The 22,368-nt window shown below is 57.4% G+C and carries 20 protein-coding genes; 11 read left to right on the top strand and 9 right to left on the bottom strand.

The window, feature by feature from the left end; translation table 11 throughout:
- The 8 genes from ygfZ to dagF all read left to right on the top strand — a co-directional run bounded on the left by ygfZ (position 1) and on the right by dagF (position 8,477).
- The gene (gene ygfZ / locus HMPREF1144_RS30130; RefSeq protein WP_009654929.1) at positions 1-984 is read left to right on the top strand and encodes a tRNA-modifying protein YgfZ; all 984 of its coding nucleotides are present in this window, start codon (positions 1-3) and stop codon (positions 982-984) included.
- A gap of 175 nt (positions 985-1,159) precedes the next feature.
- Entirely contained in the window at positions 1,160-3,958 is a 2,799-nt protein-coding gene (gene dagR, locus HMPREF1144_RS30125) for a transcriptional regulator DagR (RefSeq protein ID WP_009654985.1), read from the top strand.
- Positions 3,959-4,078: 120 nt separating this feature from the next.
- On the top strand, positions 4,079-4,504 hold the full coding sequence (locus tag HMPREF1144_RS30120; protein ID WP_004854067.1) for a PTS sugar transporter subunit IIA: 426 nt from the start codon (positions 4,079-4,081) through the stop codon (positions 4,502-4,504).
- Between the two features lie 12 nt (positions 4,505-4,516).
- Positions 4,517-5,002: a PTS system mannose/fructose/N-acetylgalactosamine-transporter subunit IIB gene (locus HMPREF1144_RS30115; protein WP_004854068.1), complete on the top strand. Its 486-nt coding sequence runs from the start codon at positions 4,517-4,519 to the stop codon at positions 5,000-5,002.
- A 25-nt stretch (positions 5,003-5,027) separates the two neighbouring features.
- Positions 5,028-5,777, top strand: a complete 750-nt coding sequence (locus tag HMPREF1144_RS30110) for a PTS mannose/fructose/sorbose/N-acetylgalactosamine transporter subunit IIC (protein WP_004124968.1) — start codon at positions 5,028-5,030, stop codon at positions 5,775-5,777.
- Positions 5,774-6,634, top strand: a complete 861-nt coding sequence (locus HMPREF1144_RS30105; RefSeq protein ID WP_009654970.1) for a PTS system mannose/fructose/sorbose family transporter subunit IID — start codon at positions 5,774-5,776, stop codon at positions 6,632-6,634. Before HMPREF1144_RS30110 ends, HMPREF1144_RS30105 begins: the two co-directional genes overlap by 4 nt.
- Before the next feature lie 3 nt (positions 6,635-6,637).
- Complete coding sequence (dgaE, locus tag HMPREF1144_RS30100; protein WP_004854072.1) at positions 6,638-7,747, top strand: D-glucosaminate-6-phosphate ammonia lyase; 1,110 nt, start codon at positions 6,638-6,640, stop codon at positions 7,745-7,747.
- Entirely contained in the window at positions 7,734-8,477 is a 744-nt protein-coding gene (gene dagF / locus HMPREF1144_RS30095; protein WP_004854075.1) for a 2-dehydro-3-deoxy-phosphogluconate aldolase, read from the top strand. Before dgaE ends, dagF begins: the two co-directional genes overlap by 14 nt.
- Before the next feature lie 159 nt (positions 8,478-8,636).
- Here dagF and trhA read toward each other — a convergent pair whose 3' ends face one another.
- Together trhA and yqfB are read right to left on the bottom strand one after the other, a co-directional pair.
- Positions 8,637-9,296, bottom strand: a complete 660-nt coding sequence (gene trhA / locus HMPREF1144_RS30090) for a PAQR family membrane homeostasis protein TrhA (RefSeq protein WP_004854076.1) — start codon at positions 9,294-9,296, stop codon at positions 8,637-8,639.
- 161 nt (positions 9,297-9,457) lie between these two features.
- Positions 9,458-9,769: a N(4)-acetylcytidine aminohydrolase gene (yqfB, locus tag HMPREF1144_RS30085; RefSeq protein ID WP_004854078.1), complete on the bottom strand. Its 312-nt coding sequence runs from the start codon at positions 9,767-9,769 to the stop codon at positions 9,458-9,460.
- A gap of 50 nt (positions 9,770-9,819) precedes the next feature.
- Here yqfB and HMPREF1144_RS30080 point away from each other — a divergent pair, with 50 nt between their 5' ends.
- The 3 genes from HMPREF1144_RS30080 (at position 9,820) to HMPREF1144_RS30070 (ending at position 12,784) form a co-directional block, all read left to right on the top strand.
- The gene (locus tag HMPREF1144_RS30080) at positions 9,820-10,548 is read left to right on the top strand and encodes a MurR/RpiR family transcriptional regulator (protein ID WP_025105967.1); all 729 of its coding nucleotides are present in this window, start codon (positions 9,820-9,822) and stop codon (positions 10,546-10,548) included.
- Positions 10,549-10,669: 121 nt separating this feature from the next.
- The gene (locus HMPREF1144_RS30075) at positions 10,670-12,103 is read left to right on the top strand and encodes a 6-phospho-beta-glucosidase (RefSeq protein WP_004854081.1); all 1,434 of its coding nucleotides are present in this window, start codon (positions 10,670-10,672) and stop codon (positions 12,101-12,103) included.
- A gap of 189 nt (positions 12,104-12,292) precedes the next feature.
- Positions 12,293-12,784: a protein disulfide oxidoreductase gene (locus HMPREF1144_RS30070; protein WP_004854083.1), complete on the top strand. Its 492-nt coding sequence runs from the start codon at positions 12,293-12,295 to the stop codon at positions 12,782-12,784.
- 109 nt (positions 12,785-12,893) lie between these two features.
- Here the strand turns inward: HMPREF1144_RS30070 and HMPREF1144_RS30065 are convergent, their stop codons facing one another.
- The 7 genes from HMPREF1144_RS30065 to pepP form a co-directional block, all read right to left on the bottom strand.
- Entirely contained in the window at positions 12,894-13,637 is a 744-nt protein-coding gene (locus HMPREF1144_RS30065) for an SDR family oxidoreductase (RefSeq protein ID WP_009654959.1), read from the bottom strand.
- A gap of 60 nt (positions 13,638-13,697) precedes the next feature.
- On the bottom strand, positions 13,698-16,571 hold the full coding sequence (gene gcvP, locus HMPREF1144_RS30060; protein WP_009654945.1) for an aminomethyl-transferring glycine dehydrogenase: 2,874 nt from the start codon (positions 16,569-16,571) through the stop codon (positions 13,698-13,700).
- A 143-nt stretch (positions 16,572-16,714) separates the two neighbouring features.
- The gene (gcvH, locus tag HMPREF1144_RS30055) at positions 16,715-17,104 is read right to left on the bottom strand and encodes a glycine cleavage system protein GcvH (RefSeq protein ID WP_004854088.1); all 390 of its coding nucleotides are present in this window, start codon (positions 17,102-17,104) and stop codon (positions 16,715-16,717) included.
- A gap of 22 nt (positions 17,105-17,126) precedes the next feature.
- Entirely contained in the window at positions 17,127-18,221 is a 1,095-nt protein-coding gene (gene gcvT / locus HMPREF1144_RS30050) for a glycine cleavage system aminomethyltransferase GcvT (protein ID WP_009654955.1), read from the bottom strand.
- 421 nt (positions 18,222-18,642) lie between these two features.
- Positions 18,643-19,845 carry an FAD-dependent 2-octaprenylphenol hydroxylase gene (gene ubiI / locus HMPREF1144_RS30045; protein WP_004854091.1) on the bottom strand — a complete coding sequence of 401 codons (1,203 nt, stop codon included), beginning with the start codon at positions 19,843-19,845 and terminating at the stop codon, positions 18,643-18,645.
- Between the two features lie 10 nt (positions 19,846-19,855).
- Complete coding sequence (ubiH, locus tag HMPREF1144_RS30040) at positions 19,856-21,034, bottom strand: 2-octaprenyl-6-methoxyphenyl hydroxylase (RefSeq protein WP_009654930.1); 1,179 nt, start codon at positions 21,032-21,034, stop codon at positions 19,856-19,858.
- Positions 21,031-22,347: a Xaa-Pro aminopeptidase gene (gene pepP / locus HMPREF1144_RS30035; RefSeq protein WP_009654942.1), complete on the bottom strand. Its 1,317-nt coding sequence runs from the start codon at positions 22,345-22,347 to the stop codon at positions 21,031-21,033. The genes ubiH and pepP overlap by 4 nt, the downstream gene beginning before the upstream one ends.
- Positions 22,348-22,368 lie beyond the last annotated feature (21 nt).

The raw sequence follows: 22,368 nt of genomic DNA, 5'->3' as shown, positions 1-22,368 counted from the left end.
ATGGCTTTTACACCTTTTCCTCCGCGTCAGCCTTCCTCTTCCGCTCGTCTGCCGTTAACGCTGATGACGCTGGACGACTGGGCGCTGGCGACGATTACCGGTCCGGATGGCGAAAAATATCTGCAGGGGCAGATTACCGCCGACGTCAGCCACCTGACCGACGAGCAGCATCTGCTTGCCGCGCATTGTGACGCCAAGGGCAAGATGTGGAGCAATCTGCGCGTTTTCCGCCGCAACGAGGGTTTTGCGTGGATTGAGCGCCGCAGCCTGCGTGATGCGCAGTTGACCGAACTGAAAAAGTACGCGGTGTTCTCTAAGGTGACGATCGCCGCCGATGATGAATCCGTGCTGCTGGGCGTTGCCGGTTTCCAGGCGCGCGCTGCGCTGTCGTCGCTGTTTAGTCAACTGCCGAACGCTGAAAAACAGGTGGTCAGCGAAGGCGCAACCAGCGTGCTGTGGTTTGCGCATCCGGCCGAGCGTTTCCTGCTGGTGACCGATGTGGCAACCGCCACCCGCATCACCGATGCACTACGCGGTGAAGCGCAGCTCAACAACAGCCAGCAGTGGCTGGCGCTGAATATTGAAGCCGGGCTGCCGGTTATCGACAGCGCCAACAGCGCGCAGTTTATTCCACAGGCCACCAACCTACAGGCTCTGGGCGGCATCAGCTTTAAGAAAGGCTGCTATACCGGCCAGGAGATGGTTGCCCGCGCTAAATTCCGCGGCGCCAACAAGCGCGCCCTGTGGTATCTGGCGGGAACAGCCAGCCGCGTACCTGAGGCCGGGGAAGACCTGGAGCTGAAGATGGGTGAAAACTGGCGCCGAACCGGCACCGTTTTAGCCGCCGTGCAGCTGGACGACGGTCGCCTGCTGGTACAGGTGGTGATGAATAACGATATGGAGCCGGACAGCGTGTTTCGCGTACGCGATGATGCCGGTAGCCTGAGCATCGAGCCGCTGCCGTATTCGCTGGAAGAGAGTTAAAGCGATATTCCCTGCCGCCTTCTCCCTGGAGGCGGCGCTACCCCACCCGCAAACCACGAAACACCCGCGGCCGCGCGCTTTGCGCAAATGCGCCATCTCTGGCCCAGGCCACTTTCTTGCGTAGAAGAATAGTGTATGTTCTGAACAATCATTTATTTCTTAAGCGGTAAAAGAGATGAGACGGATTGAGATCATACTGGGGGAACTGGAGCGGTTAACTCGCGGGCTGAATCTTGCGGATCTGGAACAGGAAACGGCATTTACGGCGGAAGCCATCGGCTTTAACCTCGGGCTTGCGCGCAACTCGGTCAGCAAAGACCTCAATCAGTTATGGAACGACGGCCTGGCGATTAAGAGCAGAGGACGGCCCGTGTTCTTTTGGCACCGCCAGGCAATGGAAACGCTGCTGGGGCGCAGACTGAATGATACCGAATGTGAAGTGCGCACGGTTACCGACCTTCTGCCGCATCAGGAAGGTTGCTCCACGGATGATCCCTTCAGCAGCCTGATTGGCTACGATCGCAGCCTCCGTGATGCGGTAGAAAAAGGCCGCGCAGCGGTGCTTTATCCTCACGGGCTCCACGTATTGCTGACCGGCCCCTCCGGGGTAGGTAAAACTTTCTTTGCCGAGCTGATGCACCGTTTTGCCTGCGAGCATGCGGCGGGTTCCCCCCCGCCGCTGGTCTACTTTAACTGCGCCGAGTATGCGCATAACCCGGAGCTGCTCTCTTCGCATTTGTTCGGCCACCGGCAGGGCGCATTTACCGGCGCCAGTGAGAATAAAGCCGGTCTGGTGGAGCAGGCGGACGGCGGATATCTGCTGCTTGATGAGGTACACCGCCTGCCGTATGAAGGACAGGAAAAACTCTTCTCCATTCTCGACAAAGGCCAATATCGCCCGCTCGGTTCAAGCGCCACGGCGCGGTCCATCACGGTGCGCTTGATTTGCGCCACCACCGAACCGGTCAGCTCAGCCCTGCTGCGAACGTTCCAGAGACGCATCCAGGTCTGTATCGATCTCCCCGGGATCCGTCAGCGCTCGGTGGAAGAACAGGTGGAACTTATTGTCGGTTTTCTCCAGCGCGAGAGCCGCAAAATTGAGCGTACGGTCAGTATCGACAAAACGCTGTTACTCTGGCTGCTGAATAAACCGCTGGAAGGCAATATCGGCCAGCTCAAAAGCGATATCCAGTTTCTTTGCGCCCAGGCATGGGCTGCGGGAATGACCGAGCATAACGACACGCTCCAGCTGGATAAACGGCTGGTAGAAGTGCCGTTCAACGCCACCCCGGAACAGCGTCTGCTGGTCGATACCTTGTTTGAAGGCCAGGATCGGCTAAGCGTCGATGCGCGCACGTTACCCGCATTGAAAACCTCTCTGGCGACAGGAGCGGAGATCGAAGAAAGCGATCTGTTTTACAGCTTCCTGACCCGCGAATACGTCAACCTGCGCAACAGCAACGTCCCACCGGCTGAGACGCTGGCTATCCTCAAAAACAAACTCAGTTCTATCTTTGAATATGGTCTCTACAGCCGCGACAGCGTGGCCCATCCGCCGCGCTACGGCGATCGGATTGAAGAGCGCGTGACCCTGCTGATTGGCTGTGTGGAACAGGTGCTGGGCTTTACGCTGCCAGAAAACCTGATGAATCCGCTGCGTAAACACTTTCTGGCGCTGATTGGCTACGTGCAGCGCGGGCTGATCCCGCAGCTCTACTCCTCCAGCCTGATCCTTGACCGCTGCAAAGACGAGTATGAAAACGCGACTCTGCTGTGCCGGAAAATCAACGAGCTGCTGCATATTCAGTGCCCGGCGACGGAGGTCGTCTGGCTATGTCTGTTCCTGAAAGAGTGCCGCCATTATCGCCAGCGTATCGACGCCAGTCCCGACTGCGGCATCATTTTAATCGCCCACTGCGCGACGACGGCGACCAGTCAGGCGCAGTACGTCAACCGGGTGCTGGAGCGCGAACTGTTCAGCGCCATTGATATGCCCTTTGAGCAGTCGGTGCATGACACGCTGGAAACGCTAACCCAGCGGATCCAGAGCCAACGCTACCGGCGGCTGATTCTGATGGTGGATATCGGCTCGCTGGTGCATTTTGGCAGCACCATCAGCAAGCTATTCCAGATTGACGTCCTGTTAATGCCCAATATTACGCTGACCAGTCTGCTGGAGCTGGGGCTGGATTTAAGTTATGAAACTAGCGAGTTACCGCAGCTGGCGGAATTACTGCAGAGTAAAAATATCCCCTGTCAGCTTTGTACTCCGCAGCAGGAAAACGGCGGTAAGGTGCTGGTGATCTCCTGCATTACCGGCATGGGAACCGCAGAGAAAATCAAAAAAGTGCTGGAGGAAAGTTTTGGCGAGCTGATGTCACAGGATACGCGAATGGTGATCCTCGATTACAACGAGGTTCGCAGCCTGGAGCGCGTTCAGCAGTCGCTGCTGGCCGGTGAGCGACTGGCGGGGATTGTCGGCACCTTCCAGCCGGGACTGCCGGACATTCCGTTTATCTCACTTGAAGAGCTGTTCTCCGAGCAGGGGCCGGAACTGGTGCTCAGCCTGCTCACGCCGGACCTCTCAAGCAGTGAGCGCCGTCTGGAGATGGAGCGCAGCGCGATGCGCTTCATCAGCGCGCTGACCATGGAAAGTATCATCAACCATATTTCGGTACTCAATCCCCAGCGCATTCTCAAAGAGATGGAGGGGGTATTTAACCATTTAACCACCTCGCTTTCGCTGAAACCCAGCCGCCAGGTGACACTGCGCTTCCTGATCCACTGCTGTTGCATGGTCGAGCGTATCGTAATTAACCGGAAACCGTTACAGATGTCGCTGGAGAGCCAGCCCGCGCTGGACGTCCGCGCGTTTAGTGTCATTAAATCCGCCTTCCAGCCAATCGAAGAGGCTTATGCCATTCGTTTATCCGACGCGGAATATTTTTATATCTACGAACTGCTGTATCGCTGATCCCTTAACTGGCGTGGCTTTACGCCGCGCCTGCCCCTCTTCGCCCCCCATATGACACAAATTCTGGCACAGCCTTTGCTCTTATTACGTATATCAACGTAATAGCGCCAGGAGGCCATTTTGATTACCACTGAACCTTTGTCCCAGATCCTGCTGCTGACCCATGGCGGCTGGGGACAACAGCTCTGCAACAGCCTGTGCATGGTGACGGGCGAAATTAAAGGCGTAACGGAAATCGCCCTGATGCCCGTCGATACCTTGGGCGAGTTTTATCAGCGCGTAGAAGCCGTCGTGAAAACCCTGCCCGAAGGCTCGCTTATTCTGACCGATTTTATTGGCGGGACCACCTCTAACGTGGCCGCGCGGCTAAGCGCCGATTATCCGGTGGCGGTGATTTCCGGACTGAATGCCTCGCTGCTGCTGGAGGCGCTGGACAAGCGGGAACAGGGGCCGCTATCCGCCTGCGTAGCTGAATTAGTGGAAGCCGCGCGCAGCAGCTGTCTGGACGTTGTCGCCCACGTTCGGCAATTACAACAATCACAATAAGGAAAAAATATCATGGCTAACATCGTGTTATGTCGCATCGACAGCCGCCTCATTCATGGACAAGTGGTGACGAAGTGGGTCGGACAATCCCAGGCCAACCGGATTGCGGTAGTGAGTGATGAGCTGGACGCCGATCCGTTTATGAAAAATATCTATCTGATGGCGGCACCGCCAAACATCAAAGTGGATTGCTACAGCAATCAGAGCTTTGCCGCATCGTGGAAAGAAAACCAGCTTGGTGACGGCAGCGTGCTGGTGCTGTTCCCTTCCCTCGCGGCGATTCAGGAGGCCGTACAGCTCGGGTTTGATGTTTCCGCCATTCAGGTTGGTGGCTTAGGCGGCGGGCCGAACCGCAAGGTCGTTTTCCAGAACATCACGTTGGATGAAAAAGACGTTGGCATTCTTCACGATCTGAAAAGTCGAGGGATTAAGGCGGTCTTCCAGACTATCCCGGAAGATAAGCCGCAGTCGCTGGACGATATCCTGAAAAAATTCTAATCCTCTGATAACAGGGTAAATAACTATGGATACTTTAGTCTTCGCAAGCCTGATGGGGTTGTATTACTGGTTTGCCCGCTTACGCCTTGGCTACACCTTCTCCGCCATGCTTTTACAACCTGTTGTAATCGCCGTTTTTGTCGGCCTGCTGTTGGGCAATATGGAAACGGCGATGATTATTGGCGCAGGTATGCAGCTGGTTTACCTCGGTGTGACCTCAACGCCCGGGGGTAACGTGCCGTCAGATCCGGCGCTGGCGGCCTGTATCTCGATTCCTATCGCCGTAAAAGCCGGGATGGATCCGAACCTGGCCATCGCGCTGGCCATCCCGTTTGGCGTGATCGGCGTTTTCCTTGACCAGCTCAGACGCACGCTGAACGCCGCGTGGGTGCATATGGCGGATAAACACGCGGAAACGGCCAACATGGGCGGTATTATGCGCTGCGCGTTCCTCTACCCGGCGTTGCTCGGCCTGGTGCTGCGTTTCCCGGTGGTGTTTGCTGCCAACTATTTTGGCCAGGACGTGGTAGAGAGCTTCCTTAAGCTGATGCCGCACTGGTTGACCCACTCCTTTGAAATTATGGGCGGCATTCTGCCGGCGCTGGGCTTTGCCATCACCATCATGGTAATTGGTAAGAAGAGCCTGCTGCCGTGGTTTATCGGCGGATTCTTTGCGGTGCTGTACCTGAAGGTGGACATTATGGCGATGGCAATCTTTGGTACCTGCGTGGCCTTCCTGATTAAGGGCCTGGCGAAAAATGAAGGAGCAGCATGATGAGCAGCGATGTAATGCAGCATGAACTGGTGGAGCGCGCGCGGGAGAAAGGCACGCTGACCAAAGCGGACATCACCAAAGCCTGGTTTATTTACTGGCTGGGTGCGGAAGTTTCCAGCTCCTATGAGCGTTTACAAAGCCTGATTTTCTGCGCCTCAATGACGCCGATTATCAAAAAACTCTACCCGCAAAAAGAAGAGCAGGTGGAGGCGCTAAAACGCCATCTGAACTTCTTCAACTCTGAGCAGACCTTTGGCGCGGTGATTCAGGGGATCTCGATTGCGATGGAGGAGCAGAAAACCCGCGGTGAACCAATTAGCGACGCGTCTATCACCGGGATTAAAACCGGGCTGATGGGGCCGCTGGCCGGAATGGGGGACTCCATCATCTGGGCGGCCGTCATGCCGTTGCTGATTGCGATTTTCATCCCGTTCGCCGCCAGCGGCAGCGCGATGGGCGGCATTGTGCCCTTAATTCTCTATCCGGCCATTACGCTAGCGATCAGCTACGGCATGGTGCACAAAGGCTACACCCTGGGACGCGACTCAATCATCGGCCTGCTCCAGGGAGGGCGAATTAAGGAGCTTATCTACGGCGCGAACGTGCTGGGCCTGATAATGATGGGCGCGCTCTCCGCAAGCTACGTCAAAATAACGACCCCCTTAAAGCTCAGCGCGCTGAAGGGCTCGGAGGTGGTGGTCCAGCAAATCCTCGACTCTATTGCGCCCGGCCTGTTGCCGCTGGCGGCGGTGTTTGCCATCTACTTCTATCTGGTGAAGAAAGGGCCGCGCTACACCACCATTCTGCTGTCAATTGTCGCGCTCAGCGTGGTCTGTTCGCTGCTGGGAGTACTGTAAACCATGACGCAGAATATCTATCAACAGCTGGGGTTAAAACAGGTGATTAACGCCTGCGGCAAAATGACGATTCTGGGCGTTTCCAGCGTGGCGCCGGAGGTGATGCAGGCAACGGCGCGGGCGGCATCGGCCTTTGTGGAAATCGACAGGCTGGTAGACCGAACCGGCGAGCGGGTCTCCCGCTTTACCGGTGCGGAGGACAGCTATATCACCTCCTGCGCCTCGGCGGGAATCGCCATCGCCGTGGCCGCCGCGATTACCCATGGCGACCAGGCGCGAGTGATGCAGATGCCGGACAGTCGCGGTATGGCCAACGAAATCGTCATGCTCCGCGGGCATAACGTCGATTACGGCGCGCCCATCACCAGCGCGATTCGCTTAGGCGGTGGGCGCGTTGTGGAGGTCGGTTCAAGCAATCTGGCGGCGCGCTGGCAGCTGGAGAGCGCGATCTCTAGCAGCACCGCCGCCCTGCTGTATGTGAAATCACACCACTGCGTGCAAAAAGGGATGTTGAGTATCGAGGATTTCGTGCAGGTCGCACAGACTCATAACCTGCCGCTGATTGTCGATGCCGCCGCCGAGGAGGATTTACGCGTCTGGGCGGCGAGCGGAGCGGACATGGTTATCTATAGCGGGGCAAAAGCATTTAACGCGCCCACCTCCGGATTCATCACCGGGAAAAAACAGTGGATAGCGGCATGTAAGGCGCAGCATCACGGTATTGCCCGGGCGATGAAAATCGGCAAGGAGAATATGGTCGGTCTGGTTTATGCGCTGGAACACTATCATCAGGGGCAGAAGGGGATCACTGCCGAGGAACTCCTGCCCGTCGCGAAAGCGATCTCAGCGATAAACGGCTTACAAGCCGATATTGAGCAGGATGAAGCCGGACGCGCTATCTGGCGTATCCGCATTCAGGTGAATGCCCAGGAGCTGGGCCTGGATGCCCGCGAAGTCGAAGCACAGCTGCGCAATGGCGATATCGCCATTTACGCCCGGCGCTATAACCTCCATCAGGGGGTTTTTAGCCTGGACCCACGAACGGTAGCCGAGGGTGAAATGAGCCTGATCGTGGCGCGCCTAAAGGAGATTGCAGACCATGCAGCAAATTAATTTTTACCGTCAACGCGTCGCGATTAACGTGCTGGCGAAAGATATCGCCAACGCCCGGGACATTTATGATGCCGCCGAAGGCCATGCGGCGATTGGCGTCCTCTCGGCACAGTTTGCCTCCGTGGAAGAAGGTGTTCAGGAGGTAAAACGCTGGATGGCAGAGATACCCTCCATCTCCGTAGGCCTGGGCGCCGGCGATCCTGCGCAGTATTACAAAGCGGCGATGATCGCGTCAGCGCTTCACCCGGCGCACGTTAATCAGACCTTTACCGGCAGCGGGTTTGCCGCAGGGGCGCTGGCGGCTACGGGCGGACAGCAGACCTGCATTAACGCGCTGGTCAGCCCGACGGGAACCCCAGGCGAGGTGCTTATCTCCACCGGCGTCAGCAGCTGTCAGGGCACGCCGGCCCGCGTCTCCTGCGATGCGGCGGTACGCATGATGCAGGACATGGGGGCCCATGCGGCGAAGTTTTTCCCCATGGGCGGCGAGAAGTCGCTACCGGAGCTGTATGTGCTGGCGACCACCGCTGCGCGCAACGGGATGACGCTGATAGAACCAACCGGCGGAATCGATCTCGATAACTTTGGCATTATTTTGCAAAGCTGTCTGGAGGCAGGCGTACCTCGCGTGATGCCTCATGTTTACAGCTCGATAATCGACCCGCAAACCGGCAATACCCGGCCAGAAGATATCCGCAGATTAATGGATATCGTGAAAGCCGTGGTCTGAATAAAAAATAGCGGGCCGTAGCCCAGGCAGGCAAGCCATCACCAACGGAGAATGTCCCGGAGGCGGCGCTGGCGCGCCATGTCCGGGCTACCAGCCCTCAGACGACGGTGAACCTGTAGCCCGGCAAAGCGTAGCGCGAGCCGGGAGATTTCGCGAAATTTATACCTGCCCGACGTACAAATAAATGGCCAGGAAGTGGCACACGCTGCCGCCCAGGACAAAACCGTGCCAGATAGCGTGGTTGTACGGAATACGTTTGCAGACGTAGAAAATAACCCCCAGCGAATAAATAATCCCGCCAACGGCCAACAGCGTCACGCCACCCACCGCCAGCTTAATCGCCAGCTGATAAACCACAATCAGCGACAGCCAGCCCATGGTCAGGTAGGTCACTAAAGAGAGGATCTTAAAACGATGCGCAATGGTCAGCTTAAACAGGATCCCCAGCAGCGCCAGGCTCCAGATGACGATCATCAGCCCGCGCGATAGCGGCGAATTTAGCCCCACCAGCAGAAACGGCGTATAGGTCCCGGCAATCAGCAAATAGATGGCGCAGTGGTCGAATTTTTTCAGCCACAGCTTAGCCCGCTGATGCGGAATCGCGTGATAGAGGGTCGAGGCGAGGAACAGCAAAATCATGCTGCCGCCGTACAGGCTGTAGCTGGTAATGGCCGTGGCGCCGGCGTTGCTGTCCACCGCCTGCACCAGCAACAGCACCAGACCGACGATACCGAACACCAGCCCAATCCCGTGACTGACGCTGTTGGCAATTTCCTCTGCCAGAGAATATCCCTGTGTGATTAACGATTTGCGAACCATATTTGACTCCGAAAACAAGTACGCTTTCAATGCACACTTAGGTTAACTGAGAATGATTCCAGTGAACACCTGTTCGCTAAAATAAAAAGATGAATATTTATGAACAGTATAAAATCAATAGGTTACATAAATATTTCAACTAACAGACGTTCACTATTTAGTTAAAGCTTTTCGAATTCAATAACATAAAACTGCTTTTCTTCAGGATAGATCTCTGCAATCACCTCACGCAGCTGCGCCAGGGTCATATTCTCCTGCTGCGCATGCCGTTCGTTCAGCGTATCCAGCGTCACCGTCGAGGTTGCGACTACGCGAATGGTGCAAAAATAGCCGTCATCTTCATAGCGGCCAACGCGCAGTACATCGCCTGCTTTAAAGTGCGATTCCGCAGCATCGCGGAGGGTAATGGTTTTGCGTCCGGCGAGGATGTCGTCCTGAAAACGCTGAAAAAAGGTTATGTTATTTGGCTGCATGATATCATTCCGTCCTGGTCATTATGAATTGTGAGTTTGCCACTGTGAGTATCTTCTCCCACGCCGCTATCGCCAGTCTCAATAATCTTGAGATGATGGTGTATCACTATGTCATTAAAAATCGCGACAAAGTGATGTACATGACCATCCGCGAACTGGCGGAAGCGGCCGGAGTCTCCACGACCACCGTCCTGCGCTTCTGCCGCAAGCTGCAGTGCGAAGGCTATTCGGAGTTTCGCGTGCGCTTTAAATTATATCTGGAGCAGAATGAGCCTCAACAGGCAAATATCGGCGCCAGCGAAATAATGAGCTTTTTTAAAAGCGTTAATAACGATGAATTTGACCAACTGCTCGAGCAGGCGGTCGATATTATTCTGTCGTCAGAACGTATTATTTTTGTTGGCGCCGGCACCTCCGGCGCGCTGGCAAAATATGGCGCGCGTTTCTTCTCTAACGTCGGGAAATTCAGTAACCATATCGACGACCCTTATTTCCCGGTGACCAATGATATGGCGCGTAATGCGCTGGCCATCGTGCTGTCGGTCTCCGGCGAAACCGAAGAGATCCTGCGCTTTGCCAGCCAGTTCAGCCTGCATCGCTGTAAAGTGATGTCTATCACCAGCCACGAGCACTCGCGGCTGGCAAAGCTTGCCGACTTTAATCTCTCCTGGCACGTTCCGCAAACGCGCATCGGCGGCGTCTATGACATTACCACCCAGATCCCGGTCATTTATATTCTGGAAACGCTTGGGCGTAAATTAGCGCGCAAACTCGCCTGAAAATAACAGGGTGTTTTTTCGACGTAACAAATTCCATTCCGGGCAAATTGTTATATCGTGACATTTATATTCCCTTTGTTAGACTCGCAGCCAACAAGTCATTAAGACGAGATGAGCAAAGATGAAGAAAATTCCTTTACCAAAAGACTTTTTATGGGGTGGCGCCGTCGCCGCGCACCAGGTTGAAGGCGGCTGGAATAAAGACGGCAAAGGCCCGAGCATCTGCGACGTGCTTACCGGCGGCGCGCACGGCGTGCCGCGCGAGATAACCCAGCAAGTAGAGCCGGGCAAGTACTATCCGAACCACGAGGCCATCGATTTCCACGGCCGCTACAAAGAAGACATCAAGCTGTTCGCCGAGATGGGCTTCAAATGCTTCCGCACCTCTATCGCCTGGACGCGTATCTTCCCGCTGGGCGACGAAAGCCAGCCGAATGAAGAAGGGCTGAAATTCTACGATGACATGTTCGATGAACTACTGAAGTACAACATCGAACCGGTCATTACCCTCTCCCACTTTGAGATGCCGCTGCATCTGGTTCAGCAGTACGGCGGCTGGACCAACCGCAAAGTGGTCGATTTCTTTGTGCGCTTCGCCGAAGTGGTCTTCGAACGCTATAAGCACAAAGTGAAATACTGGATGACCTTTAACGAGATCAACAACCAGCGTAACTGGCGCGCCCCGCTGTTTGGCTACTGCTGCTCCGGCGTGGTCTATACCGAGCATGAAAACCCGGAAGAGACCATGTACCAGGTGCTGCACCATCAGTTTGTCGCCAGCGCGCTGGCGGTGAAGGCGGCGCGTCAAATCAATCCGCAGATGCAGGTGGGCTGCATGCTGGCAATGGTCCCTCTCTATCCGTTCTCCTGCAAGCCAGAAGACGTGATGTTTGCCCAGGAATCCATGCGTGAACGCTACGTCTTTACCGACGTCCAGCTGCGCGGCTACTACCCGAGCTACGTCCTGAACGAATGGGAACGCCGCGGCTTCAGTATCAACATGGAGGACGGCGATGCGCAAATCCTGCGCGAAGGCACCTGCGCGTATCTCGGCTTCAGCTACTACATGACCAACGCGGTGAAAGCGGAAGGCGGTACCGGCGACGCGATCTCCGGCTTTGAAGGCAGCGTGCCCAACCCGCACGTCAAAGCCTCCGACTGGGGCTGGCAGATTGACCCGGTGGGCCTGCGCTATGCGCTGTGTGAACTGTATGAACGCTATCAGAAACCGCTGTTTATCGTCGAAAACGGCTTCGGCGCGTACGATAAAGTCGAAGAAGACGGCAGCATCAACGACGATTACCGCATCGACTATCTGCGCGCTCACGTCGAAGAGATGATCAAAGCGGTGACTTACGACGGCGTTGAGCTAATGGGCTATACCCCGTGGGGCTGCATCGACTGCGTCTCCTTCACGACCGGTCAGTACAGCAAGCGCTACGGCTTTATCTACGTCAACAAACATGACGATGGTACCGGCGATATGTCCCGCTCGCGCAAGAAGAGCTTTAACTGGTACAAAGAGGTTATCGCCAGCAACGGCGAGAAACTGTAATCATCTTGCCCCTTTCCAGCCGGAAGGGGGCAAAACTTCCCACAAAACAGACACTTCTTTACAGCTTTAGCATTGCTAACCCACGCTCAGCCGATAAGATAAACCACATCAATGTTGAGTCGCTGACGCTGACTTCGTGAATCAACGCCGCACGCTGCCGGCCTTTCCGGCGTATCACAATGTAGAAAAATGATGCTAAACGTCTTCAGACAGATCCTGATATGGCTGCTGATTGTCGCCGCCGTCAGCCTGGCGGTGGATTACCTGCGCAGGCCCGCGCTGCCGCAGAATTTCTCCAGCATGCCGCTGCAAACGCTTGATGGCCGAACGGTCGATCTGGCGGCAATGAGCCACGAGCGCCCTTTGCTGCTGTACGTCTGGGCCACCTGGTGCGGCGTTTGCCGCTATACCACCCCGTCGGTGGCCGCTTTAGCCAACGATGGCGGCAATGTGATGACGGTAGCGCTACGCTCCGGCGACAACGCCGCTCTGGCGCGATGGCTGGCGCATAAAAAAATGGCGCTGCCGACGATCAATGACGCCAGCGGTCAGCTATCCCAACGGTGGGAGGTGCAGGTCACGCCGACCCTTATCGTTATCTCGCGCGGCGAGGTGAAGTCAGTCACCACCGGCTGGACCAGCGGCTGGGGGATGCGCCTGCGGCTGTGGCTGGCGTCATAGCGTCTTTCCCTGCTCGCGCTGCGCTTAGCAGGGCTACGGATGGGGTGAGGGATACAGATTTTGTCCCCCGGGTAAGGCCTTAGCCGCCCCCCGGGAAACGAACTGCCGATTATCTCCCGCCTGCCATGTCGAGGAAGCTGCCGGTAACGTAGGATGCTTTGTCGCTCAGCAGCCAGACGATGGCCTGAGCCACCTCCTCCGGCTGACCGCCGCGTTGCATCGGCAGCATCGACTTCACGCGATCCACGCGCCCCGGCTCACCGCCGCTGGCGTGCATGTCGGTATAAATTAAGCCGGGGCGCACGCCGTTAACCCGGATCCCCTGCGCCGCAACCTCCAGCGACAGGCCGGTGGTCAGAGTATCAACCGCGCCCTTTGACGCGGCATAATCCACATACTCCCCCGGCGCCCCGAGGCGCGATGCCGCGGACGACACATTCACAATCGCCCCGCCCTTACCGCCGTGCTTGTGCGACATCCGCTTTACCGCCTCCCGGCAGCAGAGGAAGTAACCGGTTACGTTGGTGGCCAGCACCCGGTTAATCCGCTCCGCGCAAAGGCTTTCAATCGTCCCCTGGGTAAATAAAATGCCGGCGTTATTGACCAGCGCGGCGAGCGGTTCGCCGAGACGATCGATAGCGGTAAACATCGCCATCACCTGCGCTTCATCGCTGACGTCCGCCCGCAGCGCAACGGCTTTGCCACCGCTGGCGATAATTTCGTTCACCACGCCGGTCGCGGCAGCGCTATTTTGATGGTAATTCACCGCCACGGTATAGCCTTCCTGCGCCAGCAGCAGCGCCGTCGCTTTACCTATACCCCGGCTGCCGCCCGTCACCAGTGCTATCGTCATGCCATTCTCCCAAAAAATAAAGGCGCCGCAGCGCCTTTAAAAGATAGTCTAATCAGCAGATTACTGGTATTCGCTCATCGGCACGCAGGAGCAGAACAGATTACGGTCGCCGTAAACATCGTCCAGACGCTTAACGGTCGGCCAGTACTTATTGTTCAGCCCCGCCGGGAAGACCGCCAGTTCACGGGTATACGGGTGGTTCCACTCGCTCACCAGTTCACCCTGGGTGTGCGGCGCGTTCACCAGCGGGTTATCCTCCAGCGGCCATTCACCGCCTTTCACGCGGTCGATCTCGCCGCGAATCGCCAGCATCGCATCAATAAAGCGGTCCAGCTCCACTTTGCTTTCCGATTCGGTCGGTTCCACCATCAGCGTGCCGGCAACCGGGAAGGACATGGTCGGAGCGTGGAAACCAAAATCAATCAGTCGCTTGGCAATATCCAGCTCGCTGATACCGGTCTCTTCTTTCAGCGGACGAATATCCAGAATACATTCGTGCGCCACGCGACCGTCGCGGCCGGTATACAGCACCGGGAACGCGTCTTTCAGCCGGGTAGCGATGTAGTTGGCGTTCAGAATCGCCATCTGGCTCGCCTGTTTCAGCCCCTCTGCACCCATCATACGGATATACATCCAGCTGATCGGCAGAATGGAGGCGCTGCCGAATGGAGCGGCGGAAACCGCGCCCTGGCGGGTCAACATGCCTTCAATTTGCACCACGCTGTGGCCCGGTACAAACGGCGCGAGGTGCGATTTCACGCCGATCGGCCCCATCCCCGGGCCGCCACCGCCGTGCGGAATGCAGAAGGTTTTATGCAGGTTGAGGTGCGAGACGTCCGCGCCGATAAAGCCCGGAGAGGTAATGCCGACCTGGGCGTTCATGTTCGCGCCGTCAAGGTAAACCTGGCCGCCAAACTGATGCACCACTTCGCACACTTCGCGAATAGTCTCTTCATAAACGCCGTGGGTGGACGGATAGGTCACCATGATGCAGGAGAGGTTCGCTGCATGCTGCTCGGCTTTCGTCCGCAGATCCGCCAGATCGATGTTGCCATTTTTATCGCAGGCGACCACCACCACCTGCATTCCCGCCATCTGTGCGGAAGCCGGGTTGGTGCCGTGCGCAGAGCTTGGGATCAGGCAGATATCGCGATGCCCTTCGTTGCGGCTCTCGTGGTAATGGCGAATCGCCAGCAGGCCCGCGTATTCGCCCTGCGCGCCAGAGTTCGGCTGCATGCAGACCGCATCATAGCCGGTCAGCTTAACCAGCCAGTCGGAGAGCTGGGCAATCATCTGATGATAGCCTTCGGCCTGGTCAACCGGGCAGAACGGATGCAGTTCGGCGAATTCCGGCCAGGTGATCGGGATCATCTCGGCGGCGGCATTCAGTTTCATGGTGCAGGAGCCCAGCGGGATCATCGCCTGGTTCAGCGCCAGATCCTTACGCTCCAGCGCGTGCATATAGCGCATCATCTCGGTTTCGCTGTGGTAGCGGTTGAACACCGGATGAGTGAGGATCGCATCGTCACGCAGCATGCTGGCCGGGATCGAACGGCTGTCCAGGGCCACGTCTTTATCCAGGGTGTCGATATCCAGGCCATGATCGTCGCCCACGATGGCGCGGAACAGGTTCAGGACGTCTTCGCGCGTGGTGGCTTCATCAAGCGTGATCCCGACGGCGTGATGAATATCGCTGCGCAGGTTAATCTGCAGCGCTTCCGCCCGCGCCAGCACAGCGGCTTTATCAGCGACGTCCACGCACAGGGTATCGAAGTAGTGCGCATGGCGGAGCTTAAGGCCTTTTTTCTGCAGGCCATCGGCGAGAATATCGGTCAGGCGATGAATACGGCTGGCGATACGCTTCAGGCCGGCCGGACCGTGGAACACGGCGTACAGGCTGGCAATATTGGCCAGCAGCACCTGGGAGGTACAGATATTGGAGTTCGCTTTCTCGCGGCGAATATGCTGCTCGCGCGTCTGCATCGCCATGCGCAGCGCGGTATTACCCGCCGCATCTTTCGATACGCCGATAATACGGCCCGGCATGGAGCGTTTGAATTCATCCTTTGCGGCAAAAAACGCCGCGTGCGGGCCGCCGTAGCCCATCGGTACGCCGAAGCGCTGGGCGGAGCCAAACACAATGTCCGCGCCCTGCTTGCCCGGGGCAGTCAGCAGAACCAGAGCCATAAAATCGGCCGCGACGCTGACAATCACTTTGCGCGCTTTCAGGTCAGCGATCAGTTTGCTGTAATCGTGAACCTCACCGGTGGTGCCTACCTGCTGCAGCAGCACGCCAAAGACGTCCTGATGGTCGAGCGCTTTTTCCGCATCATCGACAATCACATCGAAACCAAAGGTTTCCGCGCGGGTGCGCACCACGTCCAGCGTCTGCGGGTGAACGTCGGCAGCGACGAAGAAACGGTTGGCGTTTTTCAGTTTGCTTACGCGTTTGGCCATTGCCATCGCTTCCGCGGCGGCGGTGGCTTCGTCCAGCAACGAGGCCGAGGCGATATCGAGCCCGGTCAGGTCGAGGGTCACCTGCTGGAAATTCAGCAGTGATTCCAGGCGACCCTGGGAAACCTCCGGCTGATAAGGCGTATAGGCGGTATACCAGCCCGGATTTTCCAGCATGTTGCGCTGAATCACCGGCGGCAGCTGCACGGCGGTGTAGCCCATGCCAATGTACGACTTGAAGCGCTTGTTACGACCGGCGATCGCCTTCAGTTCCGCCAGCGCGGCGAATTCCGTGGTTGCTTCGCCCACCTGCGGCGGCGTTGCCAGCTGGATATCCTGCGGCACAATCTGGCCAATCAGGGCGTTAAGCGAATCGGCGCCAACGGTTTTCAGCATCTCCTGCTGCTGCCGGGCATCCGGGCCGATGTGACGTTCAATAAAGGCGTCACGGTTTTCAAGCTGGCCTAAAGTCTGGGTCATGAGCGATGGTTCCTGAACGTGCGGTGAATCGTGATTGTCTGACGGGTTTGCCCGGCGAGCACTGACGCTAACCGGGCCAGAAGACGCAAATCATTCGCGTTGCAGGAAGCCAACGCCCCTGCAACGTGAAGGATGAAGCGTATTTATTCGTCTTCTAACAGAGCTTCATATGCGGTCGCATCCAGCAGCGCGGCAACCTGAGCTTCATCGCTGGCTTTGATTTTAAAGATCCAGCCGCCGGCGTACGGCTCGCTGTTGACCAGCTCAGGGGAGTCGTTCAGCTCTTCATTGACGGCAACAATTTCGCCGCTAATCGGCGCGTAGATATCGGAAGCGGCTTTGACGGATTCGGCAACCGCGCAGTCGGCGCCCGCTTCTACGGCGGCGCCCACTTCCGGCAGGTCAACGAAAACCATATCGCCAAGCAGCTCCTGCGCGTGCTCGGTGATACCGACGGTATAGGTGCCGTCCGCTTCTTTACGCAGCCATTCGTGTTCTTTGCTGTATTTCAGTTCTGCTGGTACGTTGCTCATCAATTCATCTCCAAATGGGAAATCACACCACGGCTTTGCCGTTGCGTACAAAAACGGGTTTCGTCACTTTGACCGGCATTTCGCGATTGCGAATCTGCACCACGGCGGTTTCACCGATGCCTTCCGGTACGCGCGCTAAGGCAATACTGTAGCCCAGCGTCGGGGAGAAGGTGCCGCTGGTGATAATGCCTTCTTTCTGATTGCCATCGGCATCGCTGAAGCGCACCGGCAGGCCGCCGCGCAGAACGCCTTTCTCGGTCATCACCAGGCCGACCAGCTGTTCGGTGCCTTTTTCACGCTGGAGTTCCAGCGCTTCACGCCCGATAAAATCACGGTCAGCCGGTTCCCAGGCAATGGTCCAGCCCATGTTAGCCGCCAGCGGAGAGACGCCTTCGTCCATCTCCTGGCCATAAAGATTCATGCCCGCTTCCAGGCGCAGCGTATCGCGCGCGCCAAGGCCGCACGGCTTAACGCCCGCGTCCAGCAGGCCGCGCCAGAAATCCACCGCCTGCTCGTTCGGCAGCGCGATTTCATAACCCGCTTCACCGGTATAGCCGGTAGTCGCAATAAACAGATCGCCCGCCTGCACGCCAAAGAACGGCTTCATGCCTTCCACGGCCTGGCGCTGCGCGTCGGTAAACAGCGTCGCCGCTTTCTCTTTCGCCTTTGGACCCTGTACGGCGATTAGGGATAGATCGTCACGCACGGTTATCTCAAGACCATAGGATTCAGACTGCTGGGTGATCCAGGCGAGGTCTTTTTCACGGGTGGCAGAGTTAACAACGAGGCGGAAATAGTCTTCAGAAAGGAAATAAACAATCAGGTCATCAATGACGCCGCCGGAGGCGGTCAGCATGCCGCTATAGAGCGCTTTGCCCGGCACGGTGAGCTTCGCCACGTCGTTAGCCAGCAGATAGCGCAGAAACTCGCGGATTCGGCTGCCGTGAAAATCGACGATGGTCATGTGCGACACATCGAACATTCCGGCATCGCCGCGCACCGCATGATGCTCATCGATCTGGGATCCGTAATGCAGCGGCATCATCCAGCCATGGAAATCCACCATGCGCGCGCCGCATAGCGTGTGTTGTTCAAACAACGGAGTCTGTTGAGCCATCTTTTCCTCATCGAATAAAACGGAACCAGCCACGATTTTTGGCGTTTTTGCGCCGCGAAAAACGCCGCCAGCATCGCTAAAGGACGCCGACGCAAACGTTCTCTTTGGCCTGAACTTACCACCGATATCCGCACTAAACCATAAGCCTGGTCAGGACATCACATTAGCTTATGACCAAAATCAGCCGCAGAGCCTACAGAGTATTTATCTACAATAAAGCGATTAAATCCACACAAAACCAAACTAATTAGTTAAAAAAGCAGCGCATGATGATATTTTCTGCGAAATGTCGGGCCTAATTTCTATAACAAAAAAAAGGTAACATTAATAAAACTAATGCGAAAAACGAGGTGAAATTAGATTATTTCAAATGAGAGGGGATAACCCGGCGCGGCGGCCGGGTGAGAGAAGTGTGATGTACTTAACGTAACCAGGCGGGCAGGTCGTTGAGCCCCATCGCTTGACGGATAAGCTGCGGCTTCACGCCGGGCAACGTATCCGCCAGCTTAAGACCGATATCGCGCAGCAGCTTCTTCGCCGGATTGTGGCCGGAGAACATGTCGCGAAAGCCCTGCATCCCCGCCAGCATCAGCGCAGCGCTATGCTTACGGCTGCGTTCATAGCGACGCAGATACAGATGCTGGCCGATATCCTTGCCCTGCGCGTGCAGGCGCTTCAGTTCGTCGATCAGCTCGGCGGCATCCATAAAGCCAAGATTAACGCCCTGCCCCGCCAGCGGGTGAATGGTATGGGCGGCATCGCCAACCAGCGCCAGACGATGGGCGGCAAACTGCCGCGCGTAGCGGCCGGTGAGAGGAAAAACCTGGCGCTCGCTCTCCACGGCGCATAGGCCGAGGCGGTTATCGAAGGCAATATTCAGCGCCTGGTTAAAAGCAGCATCGTCCGCCTGCCGCATCCGCTCAGCCTCTTCGGGAGAGAGCGACCAGACAATCGAGCAGAGGTGCGGATCGCTCAGCGGCAGAAACGCCAGAATCCCTTCACCGTGAAACGCCTGACGCGCCACCGCTTCGTGCGGTTCTTCAGTGCGAATAGTGGCAACCAGCGCATGATGGTGATAATCCCAGTAGGTCAGCGGGATATCGGCTTTGTTGCGCAACCATGAATTGGCCCCATCGGCACCAACCACCAGCCGGGCGGTTAACATCGTGCCGTCCTGCAGGCTAAGAAAGGCCTCGTTCTCCCCCCACGCAACCTGCTGCAGCTGCGCCGGGGCCAGCAAAGTGACGTCCGCGCAGCGCTGCGCTTTTTGCCACAGGGCGTGGTGAATCACGGCGTTTTCAATAATATGCCCAAGGTGGCTAAAGCCCATGCTCTGGTCATCAAAGCTGATGCGGCCAAAACTGTCTTTATCCCACACTTCCATACCGTGGTAGCAGCTGGCGCGCTGGGCGATAATATCCTGCCAGACGCCCAGTTTGCTCAGCAGCTTCTCGCTGGCGGCGTTAACCGCCGACACCCGCAGCGCCGGCGGCGCATCCGCGCTCAGCGGCTGAGGCGCGGCCTGTTCCAGCACCGCAACGCGCAGCCCGCTGCCCTGCAAACCGCAGGCAACCGCCAGCCCCACCATTCCACCGCCAACAATAGCGACATCAACACTTTGCACGTTTCACTCCTTAACGGGGGACCCAACCGAGGGTACGCTGCGCCAGCGCATCGCGCGCCGGGGTAAATAATTCCATCGCCATCAGGCCGACGTTGCGCCCCACCACCAGCGGCGCCCAGCGATTGGCGAACAGATGCACCAGCCCGTCGGTCACGCCGACGGTGGCGGCTTTATCTGCGGCACGTCGGGTCTGATAGCGGCTCAGAAGCGAATAGCCGCCCGGATCCTCTCCTTCTGCCCGCGCATGCGCCAGCATTTCCGCCAGGCTCATGACGTCGCGCAGACCGAGGTTAAATCCCTGCCCGGCAATAGGATGCAGCGTTTGCGCCGCGTTGCCGACCAGCGCCAGCCGATGCGCAACCGTGCGGCTGGCTCGGGTGAGCGAGAGCGGATACACGCTGCGCTTTCCGGCATGGACGATCCGGCCAAGACGCCAGCCGAATGCCTGCTGAAGCTCATGACGAAAGCGTTCGTCCGACCAGCTCAGCACCTCATCATGCCGCGACTGCGGATGACACCACACCAGCGAGCAGCGGCCCTGCGACATGGGCAGCATCGCCAGCGGGCCGTGGAGGGTAAAGCGTTCAAACGCGCGCCCGCTATGCGGCTGCGCGGTACTGACGTTGGCGATAATCGCCAGCTGTTCATAGGGTTCTTGCTGCCAGCTGATACCGCAGCGGGCCCCCAGCGTCGAACGCGAGCCATCGGCGGCGACCAGCAGTTTACCGCTGAGGGTTTCGCCGTTGTCCAGAACCAGGCTTACGCTCTCTTCGCTGCGGCTGACATTTTCCACCTTTGCCGGGCAGTGCAGCGTCACGCCAGGCGCTTTGCGCAGCTGCGCAAACAGGCGCTGGCCAACATCGTGCAGCTCGACCACCTGACCCAGCGCCGCCAGCCCATACTCCTCAGCCTCGAGCGTCACAAACCCCGCGTGGCCGCGATCGCTGACGTGAACGCGCTGAATGGCCGTGGCGCAGTCGGCTATCTCTTGCCAGATATCCACGCGAGCCAGCTGCTGGCAGGTACCGGCAGCCAGAGCGATGGCGCGGGCATCAAAGCCCGGATGCTGCGCGGAATCCGGCGCTGATGCTTCAACCAGATGCACCGGCAGCGTACCGCCGGTCAGGCGAGATATCGCTAACGCCAGCGTCGCGCCGGTCATTCCTCCGCCGACGATCAGGACGCTCATAGCTGGCGCGCCGCCGCCATCAGCGCCTCGATATCATCCGCTTTTTTCACTACGCCAGCGGTGAGGTTCTCATTACCGTCTTCGGTAATGACGATATCGTCTTCAATACGAATGCCAATGCCGCGATACTGGGCCGGTACGTCGGCATCCGTCGCAATATACAGCCCCGGTTCAACGGTCAGCACCATTCCCGGCTCAAGAATACGCGAGCGGTCGACGTCATAGCTGCCGACATCATGCACGTCGAGCCCCAGCCAGTGGCTCAGGCCATGCATAAAGAAAGGACGATGGGCGTTATTGGCAATCAGCTCATCAATTTCACCTTTCAGGATCCCCAGACGCACGAGGCCGGTAATCATAATCCGCACCACCTGCAGGTTAACCTCTTTAATTGAGGTACCAGGGCGATAGAGCTTCAGCGAGGTTTCCAGAGATTCAAGGACGATATCGTAAATCTCGCGCTGGGCCGGGCTAAATTTGCCGTTAACCGGGAAAGTTCGGGTGATATCGCCCGCGTAGCCGCGGTATTCGCAGCCTGCATCAATCAGCACCAGATCGCCGTCGCGCAGCTCGCACTCATTTTCGGTGTAGTGCAGGATGCAGCCATTTTCGCCGCCACCCACAATGGTGTTATAAGAAGGAAAGCGCGCGCCGTGACGGTTGAATTCGTGAAGGATCTCGCCTTCCAGCTGATATTCGAACATCCCGGGACGGCATTTCTCCATAGCCCGGGTATGGGCCAGCGCGGAGATCTCCCCTGCGCGGCGCATGACCTCCAGCTCTTCTGCCGATTTAAACAGGCGCATCTCATGCACCATCGGCCGCCAGTCAATGACCGAGCCTGGCGCCTGCAGATTCTGCCGTACGCCTTTGCGCAGTTTTTCCAGCGCGTTAAAAACGATGTCGTCGGCGTAGGCATATTCGCCCTGAGCAAAGTAGATAGCGTCGAGGCCGTTAAGGAGCTGGAACAGCTGCTGATTGATTTCACTAAATGCCAGCGCGCGATCGACGCCCAGCTTCGCGGGGGCAGCTTCCTGCCCAAGGCGGCGGCCAAACCAGATTTCAGCGGTCAGATCGCGCACGCGGTTAAACAATACGCTGTGGTTGTGCGTCTCATCGCTTTTAATCAATACCAACAGCGCTTCTGGCTCATTAAAGCCGGTGAAGTACCAAAAATCGCTGCTCTGCCGGTAGGGATATTCTGAATCTGCGCTGCGTACCGCTTCCGGCGCGGCGAAAATGAGCGCTGCGCTGCCCGGCTGCATCTGCGCCAGTAGAGCCTGGCGACGAGAGAGAAATTCCTGCTGAGTCATGACGCCCCCTGAACGATTTAA

It is taken from the genome of Klebsiella sp. OBRC7, from assembly GCF_000293135.1.
Lineage (GTDB): Bacteria > Pseudomonadota > Gammaproteobacteria > Enterobacterales > Enterobacteriaceae > Klebsiella > Klebsiella michiganensis.
This window is presented reverse-complemented; position numbering and strand designations above follow the sequence as displayed.